The sequence below is a fragment of the Streptomyces sp. NPDC049970 genome, from assembly GCF_040660235.1.
GTDB lineage: Bacteria > Actinomycetota > Actinomycetes > Streptomycetales > Streptomycetaceae > Streptomyces.
On record NZ_JBFALP010000033.1, the window covers coordinates 13,494 to 29,614 of the forward strand.

The following is a 16,121-nucleotide window of genomic DNA, read 5'->3' on the forward strand; positions in this document are numbered from 1 at the left end:
CGCCCTCGGCGCGGACACCTCAGTCGTCCAGGACCGACAGGTCCTGCTCCACCGCTGGGACCTCGACCGTCCCGCCGTCGTCCGGCATCGTCTGCACGGTGAACATGCTGACGCCACCCTCCGCGAGCGTGAGCGTGCGGGCCGCGTGGACCGGGCCGCCCGACTCCGTCTCCACCGTCAGCGCGTAGGCGCCCTTGAGCCCCGCCGGGACCTCCGGGGTGACCGCGAGTGTCGTACCGCCCTTGACCGTGTACGTCTTGGCGGCCTTCTCGCCTCCCCCGCTGCCCGCCGACGCGGTCACCTTGACCTTGGCGGTCGCGCCGGGGGCGCTCAGGGACAGCACCGAACCCTTCGCCCGGTTGTCGGCGACGGTCGCGCGGTCACCGACCGGCCCGGTCGCCGGAATGAACGCGAGTTCCTGCTCGGCACCGCTGCCGCGGACCACGCGCAGCGCGGCGACCACGGGGGTCCTGCTGCCGTCGGTGGAGGTCAGCCGGATCGAGCCGGGCTCGCCCCGGGTGACGTCCTTGAGGTCGACACTCGCGGTCATCCGCGACTTGATGTGCAGGGTGTCGTTCCCGGCCGGTGAGAACGTCGCGTTCTTGCCCAGGAGCTGGACCTTCACATCCGCGTCGTCCTCCCCGGGCGCGAAGGCCACCAGGCGTACGGAGGTGGCGTCCGCCGGAATGCCCGGCAGCACGAGGGTCTCCGCCGGGTCGGCGGACCTGGTCAGCCAGTCGCTGCCCACCTTGTCCTCGGCGGCGCTCACGACGGCGCCGACGCGCCCGGTCCGGGTGGTGACGTGCACGGCCACGTTCTCGGCGGCCTCACCGGTCAGGGTCGAGATCAGGATCGGCACGCTCGACCCGGCCGGGACCGTGATGCCCTCCCCCGCGTCCGACTCGAGGGGGCCCTCGGCGCCGTACAGCTCGATGTCGGCAACGGCGGCGGTGTCGTCCGGGTTGGTCAGATGGACGTAGTCCTGACGTGCCGCCGCGGTGCTCGCGCCCGGGAACCAGAAGTCCGTGTCGGGAGCGGTGCAGCTGAGGCCGAGCAGTCCGCGGGCGCCGCCCGCGGCGGCCACGGTGGTCTGCTGCGTCGTCCAGCCGGGGGCCTGCCTGCCGGTCGCGGTGCCGATCAGGGCGGGGGCGTCGGACTTCGAGGTCTCGACGGTGGACGGCTTGCCGAGGTCCTTGAGGGAGATGACGGGCTTGGTGTCCGCCGTCCCGCCCTTGCCACCGTCGGCCTTGTCACCGTCCGCCGTGTCCGAGTCGCCCTTGTCGCCCTTGTCGCCCTTGTCAGCCGGTGCGTCCTCGTCCGCCGGAAGCGGATCGGCGGACTTCAGCTCGGCCGTACCGGCCTCTCCGCCGCTCTCCCCCTCCGGGGTGAAGGAGGTGTACGTCGTATCCGCCAGGTCGGACATGCTGGGCTCCGGGCACAGCAGACTGGAGCGCTCGACGGGAAGCCGGGCCGCGGCCTTCGCCTCGGCCGTGCCACCGTCGCCGGGCACGGTGAGCGCGGCGAAACCGGTGACGGCGGCGAGGGCTGCGGCGCCCGCGGCCAGGGACAGGGATGTGGACTTCACTCGGACTCGCCTCGCGATGCGTTGCCGGTCGGCCACGGGCCCTGGCCCGGGGCTTGGTCTTCGTCGTGCCTGCCGTGCCCGCCGTGCCCGTCCTGGTTCTCGTACGGGGCGGCCTCGCCGGCTCCCGTGGCGTAGGGCTGCTGCTGGGCGTAGCCGTACGGGTCGTAGGCGCCCTGCTGCTGGTACGGGTCCTGCTGGTACGGGACCTGCTGGTAGGGCTCGGCCTGGTAGTACTGGCCGCCGTCCTGGCCGCCCTGGTACCGGCCCGCGTCCTGGCCGTAGTCGGTGCCACGGCCGTAGTCGGCGCCCTGGTCCTGGTGGGCGTCCCACTCGCCGTAGTTCTGCTGCGGCACCGCCGCGTAGGTGCCGGTGCCGCCTTGGTCGTCCGGGGCCGGCGGGTAGGGATCGCTGTTCTGCTGCCCCGGGATGTACTGCTCCGCGGCGGCGTCCTGCCCGTACGCGGGGGCGGCTCCGTCGTCCACGTACGCCGCGTCGACGGTGTTCCCCGCGCCCTCCGCGCCCACGGCCGCCGCCTCGGCCTCGGCCTGGGCCTGGGCCGCCGCGCGCAGCCTGCGCGCCCGGCGTCCCTCACCCTCGACCGGCTCGTCCGGCACGCTCCCGGTCTCCTCGGGCAGGTCGTCGTCGATCTCCCGGCGGCGGCCCGGCAGCGCCAGGACCACGAGGACGACGCAGAGCGCCACCTGGGTCCAGACCCAGGCCGTGTGCGCGAACGGGGTGTCGTAGGTGAGGTCCAGAGTGCCGCCCTCGGCCGGCAGCTCGAAGCCCTGCGCCCAGCCGTCCATGGTCTTCGGGGTCAGCGCCCGGCCGTTCAGGGCGGCCTGCCAGCCCGGGTCGGCCGCGTCGGCGATCCGCAGCACCCGGCCCGTGCCGCCCTCGGGGATCTTGGTGTGCGCCTCGATCGGCAGTGATCCGACCGGCACGGGCAGGGTGTCCGCACCCGAGGAGACGATCATGAGGCGCGCGACCTGGCGGTCGACCCGCCACAGGGCGCTGCCGTCCAGCTGGCTGAGCCGACTGAGACCCGGGGTCGAGTCCAGGACGCGGCTCATCTGACGGGGCGCCCCGTCGCGTACGAGTACGTAACGGATCGCGAAGCCGCTGAGCTGACTGCCCTGATCGGCGCCGGAGCCCGCGACCAGGTTGGCGACCACCTTGTCGAGGTGGCTGTTGCCGCTGCCGGCCTCGGTCAGTTCGGCGTCACCGAGCCGGGCGCCCGAGCCGCGGACCAGGCTGTAGGACACGGCGGCCGGCGAGGTGCCCCCGAGGACCAGGGTGCGCGGCTGGTCGCGGGTGCCGCTCTCCTCGGCGACGAACGCCGGCACCTGCACCGGGTCGCGGCGCTCCAGGGGTCCGGCAGCGCCGCCGAACATCCAGCCGACCGCGGCCAGCACCGGAGCGATCCCGGCGGCCAGGGCGATCAGGGCGGCGACCGGCTGACGCCAGCCGAAGCTGAGTTCGGCGACGCGCACCCGGGCGCCGTCCGCCCCGAGCAGGGCGGCGACGAGCAGCGCGATGCCGTAGACGAGAGTTGCGGGCCCCGCCCAGGTGGATCCGTTGGAGACGCCGGCGAAGACCAGGGCGGTGAGCACGACGACCCAGGCGGTGCGGATGGCGAACTGCCGCTCGCCGCGCAGCAGGGCCGCCAGCGCGGCCAGCACGATGCCCAGCAGCAGGACGCCGCCCGCGGCCTTGGGACCGCCGGGGCTGATACCGAGCAGGTCGAGGGCGGACGCCGTGCCCGTACCGATGTCGAGCCCGGCCTCACGCAGGAAGCCGGACGGGCTGGTCAGCAGCGAGAGCGACCAGGGCGCGAGGACCAGCAGCGGGGTACCCGCCGTGGCCAGGAAGCGCAGACCGTACGCCGCGATGTCCTTCCGGCGCAGGACCAGGACCGCGATGCCGAGCACCACGGCCAGCGGCCAGGCGATCGGGGTGAACGCGGTGGTGAAGGTGAGCAGCAGGGTGTACGCCCAGGTGGCACGCCAGCTGCCGCGTGCGCCCGAGGCGCCTCCGCGCAGTCCGTGGGCGGCCACGGCCGCACGGGCGATCAGCGGGAGCAGCACGGCCAGGACCGCGGTGCCGAGCCGGCCGGTTGCCAGCGCTCCGGTCGCGGCGGGCAGGAAGGCGTACGCGATGCTCGCCCAGGCGCGCAGCAGCCGGGACTGGATCAGGGACCGGGAGGCGAAGTACGCGGTGAGCCCGGCGAGCGGGACCGAGCAGACGAGCAGCACGGTGAGCGCGAACCCCGTGGAGCCGAGGAACAGCGCCGACAGGGCGGCGATCACGCCGAGGTAGGGGGGCGCCGACTGGGTTCCGCCGGTACCGATGGGGTGCCAGCCGCCCGCGTACCGCGCCCAGAGGTCGGACACGTCGGCCGGGGCGGGCAGCAGGGCGCCGCCCGCGAGCGCGCCGCCGCCGAGGAGACCGCGGCAGGCCACCAGCGAGATGACGAGGAGGAGTGCGAAGAGGACGGGACCCGGCTTGCGGCCGAGCCGCTTGAGCCGCGCGAACTGCTCGATCTCCAGGAAGTCGGCGTCGTCGTCGCCGGGGCCGGACTCGGCCACTCCGTGACGCGACCCGCCGGAGTCGGAGTCGGTGCGGCTGCCGAAGTTGCCCGCGACCTGTTCGACCGTGGCGCGGACCGTGGCACCGGGCGGCGGGAAGAGCGACCGCAGCTCGGCCGGGTCGACCGCGCCTCTGCCGCGCGCGCGGCGGGCGGCGATGATCCGTCCGGGGCGCAGCAGGGTGCCGAAGAGTCCCGCGACCTCGTCGAGCGCCTGCCCGGGCACCTTGCCGACGAGATAGGCGAGGGTGCGCAGGACGGTGCCGACGAAGAGGCGGAGGAGGACCCACGGGAGCTGCTTGCCGCGGGCGTTGACGAGCATGGTGTAGACGGCGCCGGCCTTGTCGACGCGGTGCGGGCTCGCGACCGAGCGCCCGGCGCAGTCGATGGGACGGCGTTCCCTGGCGGAGGCCTCGGCATGCCGCAGGATCGCGTCCGGGGCGACGAGGACCCGGTGGCCGGCCATGTGGGCGCGCCAGCAGAGGTCGACGTCGTCGCGCATCAGCGGGAGCCTGCGGTCGAATCCGCCGAGCTCCTCCCAGACGTCGCGGCGCACGAGCATGCCCGCGGAGGAGACGGAGAGCACGGTACGGACCTGGTCGTGCTGGCCCTGGTCCTGTTCGCGGCGGTCGAGTCCGGTCCAGCGGCGTCCGCTGTTGGCGATGGAGACGCCGACCTCGAGGAGTTGCTTGCGGTCGTACCAGCCGCGCAGCTTGGGTCCGACGATCGCGGCGTGCTTGTCGTTGTCGACGACCCGGAGCATCTCGGCGAGCGCGTCCGGGTCGGGGGCGCTGTCGTCGTGCAGCAGCCAGAGCCACTGGACGGGTTCGCCGTGCGGGAGCTCCGGCAGGTCGTAGGCGTCGTCGCGCCAGGTCCGTGTGACGGGGTCCCAGCCGCTGGGGCGCTTCAGGTACGGCAGGTCGTCGGGGGTGAGGACGCCCGCGGTGCGGGTCGCCTCCTCGACGGCGGTGCCGAAGCTCGTACGCCGCGCCAGGTGGAGGACGCGCTCGCCACCGAGCGCCTCGGTGACCAGGCGGGCCGAGTCGTCGGCGCTGCCGGTGTCCGCGGCGACGACGTCCTGTACGGGGCGCTCCTGTCCGAGCAGGCCGGCGAGCACGTCGGGCAGCCAGCGTGCGCCGTCGTGGGCGACGAGCACGGCGGTGACGACGTGCCGGGGGAACTCTGGGGCAGCGGCGGCCGCATTCGGCGCCGCCGAGTGGCTGTGCACGGACATCGGGGTACGGGCCCTCCGGCCGGGTCCGGAGGGAATCCCCCGGGGGCTGCATCGGTGTACACGCGCGCCCCGGCGGGGCGTTGGCGCGTCTCTCGGACGGGGCCCCACACTAACGGTACGGATGTGCGCACTGCGCCGAGCGGTTGACCGGCGGACGCGGAAGCGGCCCGACGTGCCGATGGCCTGGGGGCCGCACCCCCCGTGCGGGGTGCGGCCCCCAGGCCATCGCGATCCCGGCGTCCGGGGGCGCGGCGTCAGATGGCCGCCTTCTTCAGGCGCCTCCGCTCACGCTCGGAGAGGCCGCCCCAGATACCGAACCGTTCGTCGTTGTTGAGGGCGTACTCAAGGCATTCGGAGCGGACTTCGCAGGCGAGACAGACCTTCTTGGCCTCGCGGGTGGAGCCGCCCTTCTCAGGGAAGAAGGACTCGGGGTCGGTCTGGGCGCACAGCGCGCGCTCCTGCCAGCCGAGTTCCTCGTCCGCGTCCTCGACCAGCAGTTGCTGGAACAGCTCGGTCATGTGCGCCCCTCGTCTGTCTCTTGCGTCCCGTGATGCGGCCGTTATCGACGCGGCCGAACGACACGAGTGAAATTACAAGTGTGTAGCTTCGGGCCAGTCAAGCGAAGATCTGCTATTGGCCTCGGTATTCACTCTGCGGAACCAAGCCTATGCAGAAAGTGTTGAAATCGCCAAAAAACTGACATATGCCACTGGTGTCGCTTCGCACCGCTTCTCACCGAGCGGGACGAGCGGAGGAGTCCCGGTGTTGCGATTCGATCACCGGAGCGACCAAGATCACATTAGGGTCACGAGCCATCAGGCGCGTTTACACACGCGGTTGATGCGCCACCTTGCCTCTAAATGGGGTGCCAAAACCTTTCTTCTTCATCCGCAACCGGATGGGGTGAAAGATTGCCGCCAAATCGGGCATTGGGTTGACAGAACGCACATCGTGCCGCTCTCCTTGATCTCATGCCAGCGACCTCAGCGATGTACACGACCCACGTCCGTGGGTTCCGTACCGCTGTCCAGGCCCGCTGTTGCTGTTCCAGCTGTCACAGCTGTTGAAGCCCTGGCGCTCCAGCTCTGATCCAGCCCTCCCCACCGCATTCCGGTCTCCGCGACACCCCCACGTACGCGCATCCACATGCCGAGGAACCACCGCACCCATGAACAGCGACAGCGACCTCTCCATCGCCGGCGACATCCTCGAGGTCCAGCACCTCCTGAGGCCGGCCAGCCCCCACCCCTCCACCGTGGCCGAGTTCGTCGGGCTCGCCCGCTCCATCGCAGCCGACCGCGACCGGTGGGCCCCGCTCGTCCGGTACGACACCGCGACCCGCTGGTACCACCGCCTGCACACCGCCCCCGCGGTTCCCGGCGCCCCCGGGACGGGGGACACCTCACCCGGCTACGAGGTGTGGCTGCTGAGCTGGGTCCCCGGCCAGGGCAGCGGGCTCCACGACCACGGTCTCTCCTCCGGCGTACTCACGGTCCTGGACGGCCGGTTGACCGAGCGCACCACGCGGGGTGCGAAGTCACTCGGCCCGGGCGCCCAGCGCGTCTTCGCCCCCGGATACGTCCACGAGGTCGTCAACGACTCCCTGGAGCCGGCGGTCAGCCTGCACGTCTACTTCCCGGGGCTCACCGACATGCCGATGCACTCGGCCCGTTGCGCCTCCACGGCCGAGAACGCCGTACCGGCCTGACGACCGGGGCGACCCGTCGCCCGCCACCACCCCCACAAGGACCAGGCTGCGCCTGCGATCCCACCCGTCGCCCGCCACCACCCCCACAAGGACCAGGCTGCGCCTGCGAGACTGTTGGGTATGCGCATTGTGGTTCTGGCCGGCGGTATCGGTGGTGCTCGTTTCCTGCGTGGCCTCAAACAGGCCGCGCCCGACGCGGACATCACGGTGATCGGCAACACCGGCGACGACATCCATCTGTTCGGGCTGAAGGTCTGCCCCGACCTCGACACCGTGATGTACACCCTCGGCGGCGGCATCGACGAGGAGCAGGGCTGGGGGCGTACCGACGAGAGCTTCCAGGTCAAGGCGGAGCTCGCCGCGTACGGCGTGGGACCGGAGTGGTTCGGCCTCGGCGACCGTGACTTCGCCACCCACATCGTCCGTACGCAGATGCTCGGCGCCGGCTATCCGCTGAGCGCCGTCACCGAGGCGCTCTGCGCGCGGTGGAAGCCAGGGGTCCGGCTGATCCCGATGTCCGACGACCGCGTCGAGACCCATGTGGCGGTGGACGTCGACGGCGAGAGCAAGGCGGTCCACTTCCAGGAGTACTGGGTGAAGCTGCGTGCGTCCGTACCGGCGCAGGCCATCGTGCCGGTCGGCGCGGACAAGGCCACGCCCGCACCCGGTGTGCTGGAGGCCGTCGCCGAGGCGGACGTCATCGTCTTCCCGCCGTCGAACCCCGTCGTCTCGGTGGGCACCATCCTCGCCGTGCCCGGCATCCGTGAGGCCATCGCCGAGGCCGGGGTACCCGTGGTCGGGCTCTCCCCCATCGTCGGCGACGCGCCCGTACGGGGCATGGCCGACAAGGTGCTGGCGGCCGTAGGCGTGGAGTCCACCGCCGCGGCCGTCGCCCAGCACTACGGTTCGGGGCTGCTGGACGGCTGGCTCGTCGACACCGTGGACGCCGGGGCGACCGCCGAGGTCGAGGCGGCCGGCATCCGCTGCCGCGCCGTGCCGCTGATGATGACGGACGTGGACGCCACCGCCGAGATGGCCCGCCAGGCGCTTGCGCTGGCCGAGGAAGTACGGGCATGAGCGGCGGACCCGACGACCGGGCGCCCTCCTACCGGGTGTGGGCCCTGCCGGGGATGCCCGAGGTGCGGGAGGGCGACGACGTCGCGAAGCTGATCGCCGCCACGGAGCCCGGCCTCGCCGACGGCGACGTCCTGCTGGTCACCTCGAAGATCGTCTCCAAGGCCGAGGGCCGCATCGTCGAGGCCTCCGACCGGGAGGCCGCGATCGACGCCGAGACCGTGCGGGTGGTGGCCCGGCGCGGAGGCCTCAGGATCGTGGAGAACCGGCAGGGGCTCGTCATGGCCGCCGCCGGGGTCGACGCGTCGAACACCCCGGCCGGGACGGTCCTGCTGCTGCCCGAGGATCCGGACGCCTCCGCCCGGACGATCCGGGACGGCCTGCGGGACGCGCTCGGGGTGGAGATCGGGGTCGTCGTCACGGACACCTTCGGCCGCCCCTGGCGCAACGGCCTGACCGACGTCGCGATCGGGGCCGCCGGGGTCAGGGTGCTGGACGACCTCCGGGGCGGCACCGACGGTCACGGAAATCCGCTGAGCGCCACGGTCGTGGCGACCGCCGACGAGCTGGCCTCGGCCGGTGACCTGGTGAAGGGCAAGGCGTCCGGGCTGCCCGTCGCGGTCGTACGCGGCCTTCCCCACGTGGTGGCCGGCGCCGGGGAGCCCGAGGAGGGCGCCCGTGCGATGGTGCGGGCCGCCGCCGACGACATGTTCCGACTCGGTACGTCGGAGGCGGTGCGGGAGGCGCTCGGTCTGCGGCGCACGGTACGGGAGTTCACCGACGAGCCGGTCGACCCCGGTGCCGTACGGCGTGCGGTGGCCGCGGCCGTGACGGCTCCGGCTCCCCACCACACGACACCGTGGCGGTTCGTGCTGCTGGAGTCGGCGGACGCCCGGCACCGGCTGCTGGACGCCATGCGGGACGCGTGGATCGCCGACCTCCGCCGGGACGGGCGCGGCGAGGAGTCGATCGCCAAGCGGGTGCGGCGGGGCGACGTCCTGCGCGACGCGCCGTATCTGGCGGTGCCCTGCCTGGTGACGGACGGCGCGCACACCTACGGGGACGAGCGCCGCGACACCGCGGAGCGCGAGATGTTCGTGGTCGCGGCCGGTGCCGGTGTGCAGAACCTCCTGGTGGCGCTGGCGGGTGAGCGGCTCGGCTCGGCGTGGGTGTCCTCGACGATGTTCTGCCGGTCCGTGGTGCGCGAGGTGCTTGAGCTGCCCGACTCCTGGGATCCGCTGGGGGCGGTGGCTGTGGGGCACCCGAAGGCGGCACCGCCGAAGCGGGCCGACCGGGACGCGGGAGCTTTCATCACCGTGCGCTGAGGCGGACCGTCAGAGCCGGGCGATGTCGCCCGGCGTCATTTTCGGGGCCCGGCGGGCCGGGATGCGGCCCGAGAGCATGATCAGACGGGTCGCGCGGTGGCGCTGGCCCTCGTAGGGGGCCAGGAGCTCCAGCATCTCCTCGTCGTCGGCGTTCCGGTTGCCCGCCAGCGCGTGGCCGACGATGCCCGGCAGGTGGAGGTCGCCGACCGTGACCGCGTCGGCGGCGCCGTTCGAGCGCTGGAGGGTCTCCGCCGCGGTCCAGGGGCCGATGCCGGGGATCAGCCGCAGCCTCGCCATCGCCTCGGGGAGAGCCATCGAGGCCGCCTCCTCCATGCGCCGGGCCACCCGGACCGCGCGCAGGATCGTGTCGGAACGCTTGGAGTCCACGCCCGCGCGGTGCCACTCCCAGGACGGGATGAGCGACCAGGTCCTCGCGTCCGGCACGACGTGGAGGCCGTAGGTGCCGAACGACGCGTCCGAGGGGCCGGGGGCGGGGGTGCCGTACGTGCGGACCAGCAGCCGCCAGGCCCGGTAGGCCTCGGCGGTGGTGACCTTCTGTTCGAGGATCGACGGGATCAGGGATTCCATGACCAGCCCGGTGCGCAGCAGCCGCAGACCGGGCCGGCGGTGCTGGGTCATGGCGACCAGCCGGTGGCGGGGGCGGAAGTCCTCCGGGACGTCGTCGGCGCCGAGCAGCGCCGGGAGCGCGTCCAGCAGCCACTGCGCGCCGGCCCCCCAGGCCGCCGCGTGGACCGTGCCGTCGCGGGACGCGGAGACGCGGAGGGTGCCGGGGCCGGCCGGGGTCCGCGTCGCCCGCCAGAAGGTGCCGTCCGGCAGCGCCCGGTAGGCGGGGTCGGCCGGGCCGCGCCTCAGCGGGCCGAGGACCAGCGCCAGGTCCAGCGGGCCGGGTGGCGTCCAGGTCCGGGTCAGCTCCGGGCCGGACGCGCCCGCGGCCGCCGGCTGCCGGCGGGGCACGGCGGTCGTGCGGGGTACGAAGCGTCCTGCCACGGGTGGGGTCCTCGGTCGTCGGGGTGTCTGTCGAGGGTACGGCCGAGGAGAACGCCGACGGGAACCCGCACCGGCCCGGGAGGCCCAGCGCACCGGACGTACGGAAGCGTCCACCGGCCCGGAGGCGGGTTCACCCGTTCACTGGTCGGAGGAGAAGCGCACCGCGGCGTCCGGGAGGACCGCGCCGCACCAGACGCGGATCCCGTCTCTCAGCTCGTTGTCGGCGCCGACCTGTGCCCCGTCGCCGATCACCGCGCCCACGAGGACCGAACGGCTGCCGATCCGGGCTCCGGCTCCGACCAGCGAGTCGGTGATCACCGCGCCCGGTTCGACGACGGCGCCCGCGAGCACGGTGGAGCCCGCGATCCTGGCGCCCTCGCCGATCAGCGCGCCCTCACCGACGACCGTGCCGCCGGTGAGCTTGGCGTCGGCGGCCACGGAGGCGGTGGGCAGGACGAGCCGTTCGCCGCAGCGGCCGGGGACCGCCGGGGACGGGGCGCGGCCCAGCACCAGGTCGGCCGATCCGCGTACGAACGCCTGCGGGGTGCCGAGGTCAAGCCAGTACGTGGAGTCGACCATGCCCTGGAGGTGGGCGCCGGAGTCGAGCAGCCCGGGGAAGGTCTCGCGCTCGACGGACACCGGCCGCCCGGCCGGAATCGTGTCGATGACCGACCTGCGGAAGATGTACGCCCCCGCGTTGATCTGGTCGGTGACTATCTCCTCGGGTGTCTGCGGCTTCTCCAGGAACGCGGTGACCCGGCCCGTGCCGTCCGTCGGCACGAGACCGAAGGCGCGCGGGTCCTCCACCCTGGTCAGGTGCAGGGAGACGTCCGCCCCGGAGGTGGCGTGCGACGCGACCAGGGTCCGGATGTCGAGTCCGGTGAGGATGTCCCCGTTGAACACCAGGACAGGTTCGTCCGGGCCGGAGGCCAGCCGCGACGCCACGTTCCGGATGGCCCCGCCGGTGCCGAGCGGTTCGTCCTCGGTGACGTACTCGATGGAGAGGCCGAGCGACGAACCGTCACCGAAGTACGGCTCGAATACCTCCGCCAGGTAGGACGTCGCGAGCACGATGTGCTCCACCCCCGCGGCCCTGGCACGCGCCAGCTGGTGGGTGAGGAACGGCACCCCCGCCGCCGGAACCATCGGCTTCGGGGTGTGCACCGTGAGCGGACGCAGCCGGGTGCCCTTGCCACCGACCAGGAGGATCGCTTCTCTTGCCTCTGTCACAGCACCGTCTCTGCTTCCTGCTGGGGCCGGGGCCTCGTATCGGCTGGCCAGTGTATGCAGACCGGTCGGAGCCCTCCCGGTCAGCGGCCCTGCAGCTTGGCCGAACTGGTCCGGGCCGTGCCGAGCTTCTTGTAGAGACGGATCCCGGGGCATTCGGTTGCGAACCCGTCGCGGTGGCCGGAGATGACGTTGAGTTTCACCTTCGCGCCCTTCTTGTACTTGCCGCTGCCGCCGGACACCAGGGTGACCTTGCCCTTGGGGTTGCGGCCGAACAGCCCGAGCTTCCAGGCGGTGAGCTTGGCGATCGCCGTCACGGCAGCGGCGGGCGGGTTCTTCGAGCTGTACGTCCCGAGGACCGCGATGCCGGTGCTGTTGGTGTTGAACCCGAGGGTGTGCGCCCCGAGGACGGCCTTCGTCACGCCTCCGGCGCGCCCCTCGTAGATGTTCCCGCACTTGTCGACGGCGAAGTTGTAGCCGATGTCGCGCCAGCCGCTGCTCTTGACGTGGTAGCGGTAGATACCGCGCAGGACGGAGGGCGCCTGGGCGCAGGTGTAGTTGTTGCCGGTCGCGCTGTGGTGGATGAAGGCGGCCTTGACGGTCGAGGTGTACGCGAATGCGCGCTCCCGCAGGCTCTCGTCGGCACCCCAGCCCTTGCGCGTGACGATTCGCGGGCGCGGTCCCACGAAGGGCTTGGCGCCGGCCGCGACGACGGCCTGCTCCTCCGACTCGGCCTTGCTCAGTGCGGGGATCTCGGCGGCACCCAGCGGGGCGAGGTCGGCGTTGACGGCGGAGCTCTCCGCCGCGGCCAAGCTGAGGGCGGCGGACTCCGGGAGCGCGCCCGGCTGGGTGGCGGTGGCGGGCGTCGCGACGCCCGCCGAGGGGGTGACGGCGGACGGCGCACCGGTGGCCGGGGCTCCCTCGGCGCGTGGCTGCTCCGGCTCCTCGCCGGGGTCGACGAGTTCCACGCGCAGACCCGCCGGGAGCGCCGCTGTGTCGGCGGTCCCGGTGCGCGGCCCGGCGTTCTCGGAACGTACGCGTACCTCGACGCCGTCGGAGTCGCCGACCCAGAGCGGGGCGGTGGAGCCTCGCACGGTGCCGGACTCGCGCTCGGAACTGCCGGCGTCGGCGGCGTGGTCGCCGTTGTGGGTCTCCAGGGACTGCCAGCCGGACCAGCGGGTGCCTCCGGTCGCCCGGGTGCGGACCTGGACGGTGCCGTGCAGCTCGGTGTCGGCGTCGTCCCAGACGACGCCGACCATGGAGAAGCGGCGTGAGTCACGGCGGAGCAGTCCCTGGGCGACTGCGGGGGTCATGGATTCGGAGGGCCGGCCGGTGGCCCGGGGGACCGCGCCGGTGAGGGGCCTGAGGGGCAGGGACTGCGTCGAACCCGCGGGTTCGACGGGGGCGGCCGCGGACGCGTGGGCGACCGGGGCGGCGACGGTGGCGGCGGGCGCGGGCGCGGCGAGCGGCAGGGTGAGTGCCGTCGCGCAGGTGACGCCGATGGAGGTGACAAGAAGTGCACGCATACCAGAAATACTTCGCAGAGTCGGGCATTACTTGCTACTGGAGTACAAGCACCTTGAGTTGACGCACCGTCTGCCGAACCGGTGTACGGGGCACCCGTCACACCCGCCGCGCCCTCGTGCGCCGCGTACCCTTGCGCGGATGAACGCCAGTGATCGCACCCCCGCCGACCTGCTGCGATCCGCGCTCGCCGCGGACCCGGCCCGCCCTCTCGTCACCTTCTACGACGACGCAACCGGAGAACGCGTCGAACTGTCGGTGGCGACCCTCGCCAATTGGGTGGCCAAGACCGCGAACCTGCTGCAGGGGGACCTGGCCGCCGAACCCGGCGACCGGCTGGCCCTGCTGCTCCCCGCCCACTGGCAGTCGGCCGTCTGGCTGCTCGCCTGCTCCTCGGTGGGCGTCGTCGTCGACGTGCAGGGCGACCCCGCCGCCGCCGACCTCGTCGTCAGCGGGCCGGACACCCTCGACCTGGCCCGCGCCTGCCGGGGTGAGCGGGTCGCGCTGGCCCTGCGCCCGCTGGGCGGACGGTTCCCGCAGCCGCCCGAGGGGTTCGCGGACTACGCGGTGGAGGTGCCGGGCCAGGGCGACCGCTTCGCGCCGTACGCACCGGTGGACCCGGCGGGCCCCGCACTGACGGTGGGCGGCACCGGGCTGACGGCGGACCAGTTGGTCGCGAGGGCCCGCCAGGACGCGGCGGAGTTGGGCCTCGCCCCGGGGTCACGGCTGCTGACGGGGCGTACGTACGACACCTGGGAGGGGCTGTCCGCCGGTCTCTTCGCGCCTCTGGCCGCGGGGGGTTCCGTGGTTCTCTGCCGCCACCTGGACGAACTGGACGAGGACGGGCTCGCCAGGCGCGTCGAGAGCGAGCGGATCACCGCCACGGCGGTATGACAAGCGCCCTGAGGGCCACTCGTCCGGCCCATGCCGGGCCGAGCCCCCGGGACTGAGCACCGGCGGCGGTACATGATCGGTCGGTACGAAGCACCCCCCGAGATCGCCGCTTGAATGCACAACCAAGCGTGAGGTTCAGCCGTCTACTTCTGCGACCGGCGGCCCCTCGCGCCGCCGAACGTGAAGGATGGACGCAGACGTGAGCGACAGCCCCGGCCCTCCGGCCGACCCGGACCGCCCCGACCACTCGGCAGGGGACGAGCCCGTGGACGGGGCGCGCGACGCGTCGGGGGCGGAGCCGCGCGCCGGCGAGGACGGCACCTGGGCCGCGCGGCCCGAGCCCGTACCCGGCCGCAGGCGCCACTGGCTCCGCTGGACCGCTCTCGCCGCGTCGTTCCTCGTGCTGGTCGCCGCCGGGGTCGGCTGGTGGCTGTACAACAAGCTCGACGACAACATCACGACGGACACCGGCGCGGCCGCCGAACTCAAGGCGTACGAGAAGGAGCGCCCGCTGCCGATCGCGCACGACGCGCAGAACATCCTGCTCATCGGCTCCGACACCCGGTCCGGCGACAACAGCGCCTACGGTCGGGACGACGGCGGCAGCCAGCGCTCGGACACCACGATCCTGCTGCACCTGGCCGCCGACCGCAGGAGCGCGACCGCGGTGTCGATCCCCCGCGACCTGATGGCCGAGATCCCGAGCTGCCACACGAAGGACGGCAAGGCCACGAAGGAGCAGTTCGCCCAGTTCAACTGGGCCTTCGAGCTCGGCGGCACGGCCTGCACGATCCGCACGATCGAGAAGATGACGGGCATCCGCGTCGACCACCACATGGTCATCGACTTCGCGGGCTTCAAGGACATGGTCGACGCCGTGGACGGCGTCGAGGTCTGCCTCAAGAAGCCGGTCGACGACGCCGACGCCCACCTCAAGCTTCCCGCCGGCCGTCAGAAGCTCGACGGCGAGGAGGCCCTGGGATACGTCCGGGCCCGCAAGTCGATCGGGAACGGCAGCGACACCGAGCGCATGGACCGCCAGCAGAAGTTCCTGGGGGCCCTCGTCAACAAGATGCAGAGCAACGGTGTCCTGCTGAACCCGACACGGCTGTACCCGGTGCTGGACGCGGCGACCAAGTCCCTCACCACGGACCCGGACCTCGACTCCCTGCGGGACCTGTACGACCTGGTGCGCGGCATGCGGAACGTCCCCACGGAGAAGGTGCAGTTCCTGACCGTGCCCCGGCAGGCCTACCGCGCCGATGCGAACAGGGACGAACTCGTGCAGCCGGACGCCGACAGGCTGTTCGCCCAGCTGCGCAAGGACGAGCCGGTCGCCGTGGTCCCGGCCGACAAAGCCCGTTCAGGGGATTCACAGCCGGACCACAGCTCGGGGGAGGACCCCTCCGGCGGGAAGTCCGCCGGGACGGACGGCAGTCCGACCCCCGCCCCCACCTATTCGGGGTCGAATGCGGCCGACGACCTGTGCGATTCCTAAAACAATTCCCAAGTATGGGGCGGCAATCGGAGCGGAATAGCCGTAATGCCCGGTTGTAAGGAGCGTGGAATGTGTCACGCGCGTCCCCTGTGGCCGATTCCGCCGGATAGTGTGACGCGATCCGGTGCTCGCTGTCATCAGACGCACGGCCGGAGCAAGCGACCGAGGGCACCGCGGGGGCAGGCGCCTCGTGTCGCACCGACGGAGGATTCAGGCAACCGTGGACGCGCATAGCCGTGGGCGGGCGGAGGAAGTCGATGCCGCCGACCAGTGGGTGCTCGACCCGCGTACCGGCAATTACGAATTGCGACTGAACCACTCCGGAACAGAGTCGTCCGGCCATTCCCGGGCCGCCGTCACGGCCCCGGGCCGGGACGGATCCGCCGCGTCGCGCGGGGAGGTGCCCGCGCAGCGCGGCCGCGTCCGGCCGACGGCTCCCGGCCCGGGCCGGGAGCCGTCG

Annotated in this window: 11 protein-coding genes and 1 pseudogene; 6 read left to right on the top strand and 6 right to left on the bottom strand. The window is 72.8% G+C overall.

Features of this window, described 5'->3' with window-relative positions; genetic code table 11:
- Positions 1-19: 19 nt before the first annotated feature.
- The 3 genes from AB0I83_RS30785 to AB0I83_RS30795 form a co-directional block, all read right to left on the bottom strand.
- Positions 20-1,585 carry a DUF5719 family protein gene (locus AB0I83_RS30785; RefSeq protein WP_363306983.1) on the bottom strand — a complete coding sequence of 522 codons (1,566 nt, stop codon included), beginning with the start codon at positions 1,583-1,585 and terminating at the stop codon, positions 20-22.
- Complete coding sequence (locus AB0I83_RS30790) at positions 1,582-5,403, bottom strand: glycosyltransferase (RefSeq protein ID WP_363306984.1); 3,822 nt, start codon at positions 5,401-5,403, stop codon at positions 1,582-1,584. Before AB0I83_RS30790 ends, AB0I83_RS30785 begins: the two co-directional genes overlap by 4 nt.
- 254 nt (positions 5,404-5,657) lie before the next feature.
- Positions 5,658-5,921: a WhiB family transcriptional regulator gene (locus AB0I83_RS30795; protein ID WP_031093859.1), complete on the bottom strand. Its 264-nt coding sequence runs from the start codon at positions 5,919-5,921 to the stop codon at positions 5,658-5,660.
- A 650-nt stretch (positions 5,922-6,571) separates the two neighbouring features.
- Between AB0I83_RS30795 and AB0I83_RS30800 the strand changes: the two genes are divergently transcribed.
- The 3 genes from AB0I83_RS30800 (at position 6,572) to AB0I83_RS30810 (ending at position 9,510) form a co-directional block, all read left to right on the top strand.
- Entirely contained in the window at positions 6,572-7,111 is a 540-nt protein-coding gene (locus AB0I83_RS30800) for a cysteine dioxygenase family protein (protein WP_356537644.1), read from the top strand.
- A gap of 120 nt (positions 7,112-7,231) precedes the next feature.
- Entirely contained in the window at positions 7,232-8,188 is a 957-nt protein-coding gene (gene cofD, locus AB0I83_RS30805; RefSeq protein WP_356537646.1) for a 2-phospho-L-lactate transferase, read from the top strand.
- Positions 8,185-9,510 carry a coenzyme F420-0:L-glutamate ligase gene (locus AB0I83_RS30810; protein ID WP_363306986.1) on the top strand — a complete coding sequence of 442 codons (1,326 nt, stop codon included), beginning with the start codon at positions 8,185-8,187 and terminating at the stop codon, positions 9,508-9,510. The genes cofD and AB0I83_RS30810 overlap by 4 nt, the downstream gene beginning before the upstream one ends.
- Before the next feature lie 9 nt (positions 9,511-9,519).
- Here the strand turns inward: AB0I83_RS30810 and AB0I83_RS30815 are convergent, their stop codons facing one another.
- From AB0I83_RS30815 to AB0I83_RS30825, 3 genes are all read right to left on the bottom strand, one after another.
- Positions 9,520-10,485, bottom strand: a complete 966-nt coding sequence (locus AB0I83_RS30815; protein WP_363306992.1) for a DNA-3-methyladenine glycosylase 2 family protein — start codon at positions 10,483-10,485, stop codon at positions 9,520-9,522.
- Positions 10,486-10,656: 171 nt separating this feature from the next.
- Positions 10,657-11,748 (bottom strand): NDP-sugar synthase, encoded by a 1,092-nt coding sequence (locus tag AB0I83_RS30820; protein WP_363306987.1) that lies wholly within the window; start codon positions 11,746-11,748, stop codon positions 10,657-10,659.
- Positions 11,749-11,828: 80 nt separating this feature from the next.
- Positions 11,829-13,271: a peptidoglycan recognition protein gene (locus AB0I83_RS30825; protein WP_363306988.1), complete on the bottom strand. Its 1,443-nt coding sequence runs from the start codon at positions 13,269-13,271 to the stop codon at positions 11,829-11,831.
- Positions 13,272-13,410: 139 nt separating this feature from the next.
- Between AB0I83_RS30825 and AB0I83_RS30830 the strand changes: the two genes are divergently transcribed.
- The 3 genes and pseudogenes from AB0I83_RS30830 to AB0I83_RS30840 all read left to right on the top strand — a co-directional run.
- Positions 13,411-14,163: a TIGR03089 family protein gene (locus AB0I83_RS30830; protein WP_363306989.1), complete on the top strand. Its 753-nt coding sequence runs from the start codon at positions 13,411-13,413 to the stop codon at positions 14,161-14,163.
- 187 nt (positions 14,164-14,350) lie between these two features.
- On the top strand, positions 14,351-15,661 hold the full coding sequence (locus AB0I83_RS30835; RefSeq protein WP_363306990.1) for an LCP family protein: 1,311 nt from the start codon (positions 14,351-14,353) through the stop codon (positions 15,659-15,661).
- A gap of 220 nt (positions 15,662-15,881) precedes the next feature.
- Positions 15,882-16,121: pseudogene (locus AB0I83_RS30840) on the top strand (LytR family transcriptional regulator); the annotation flags it as partial.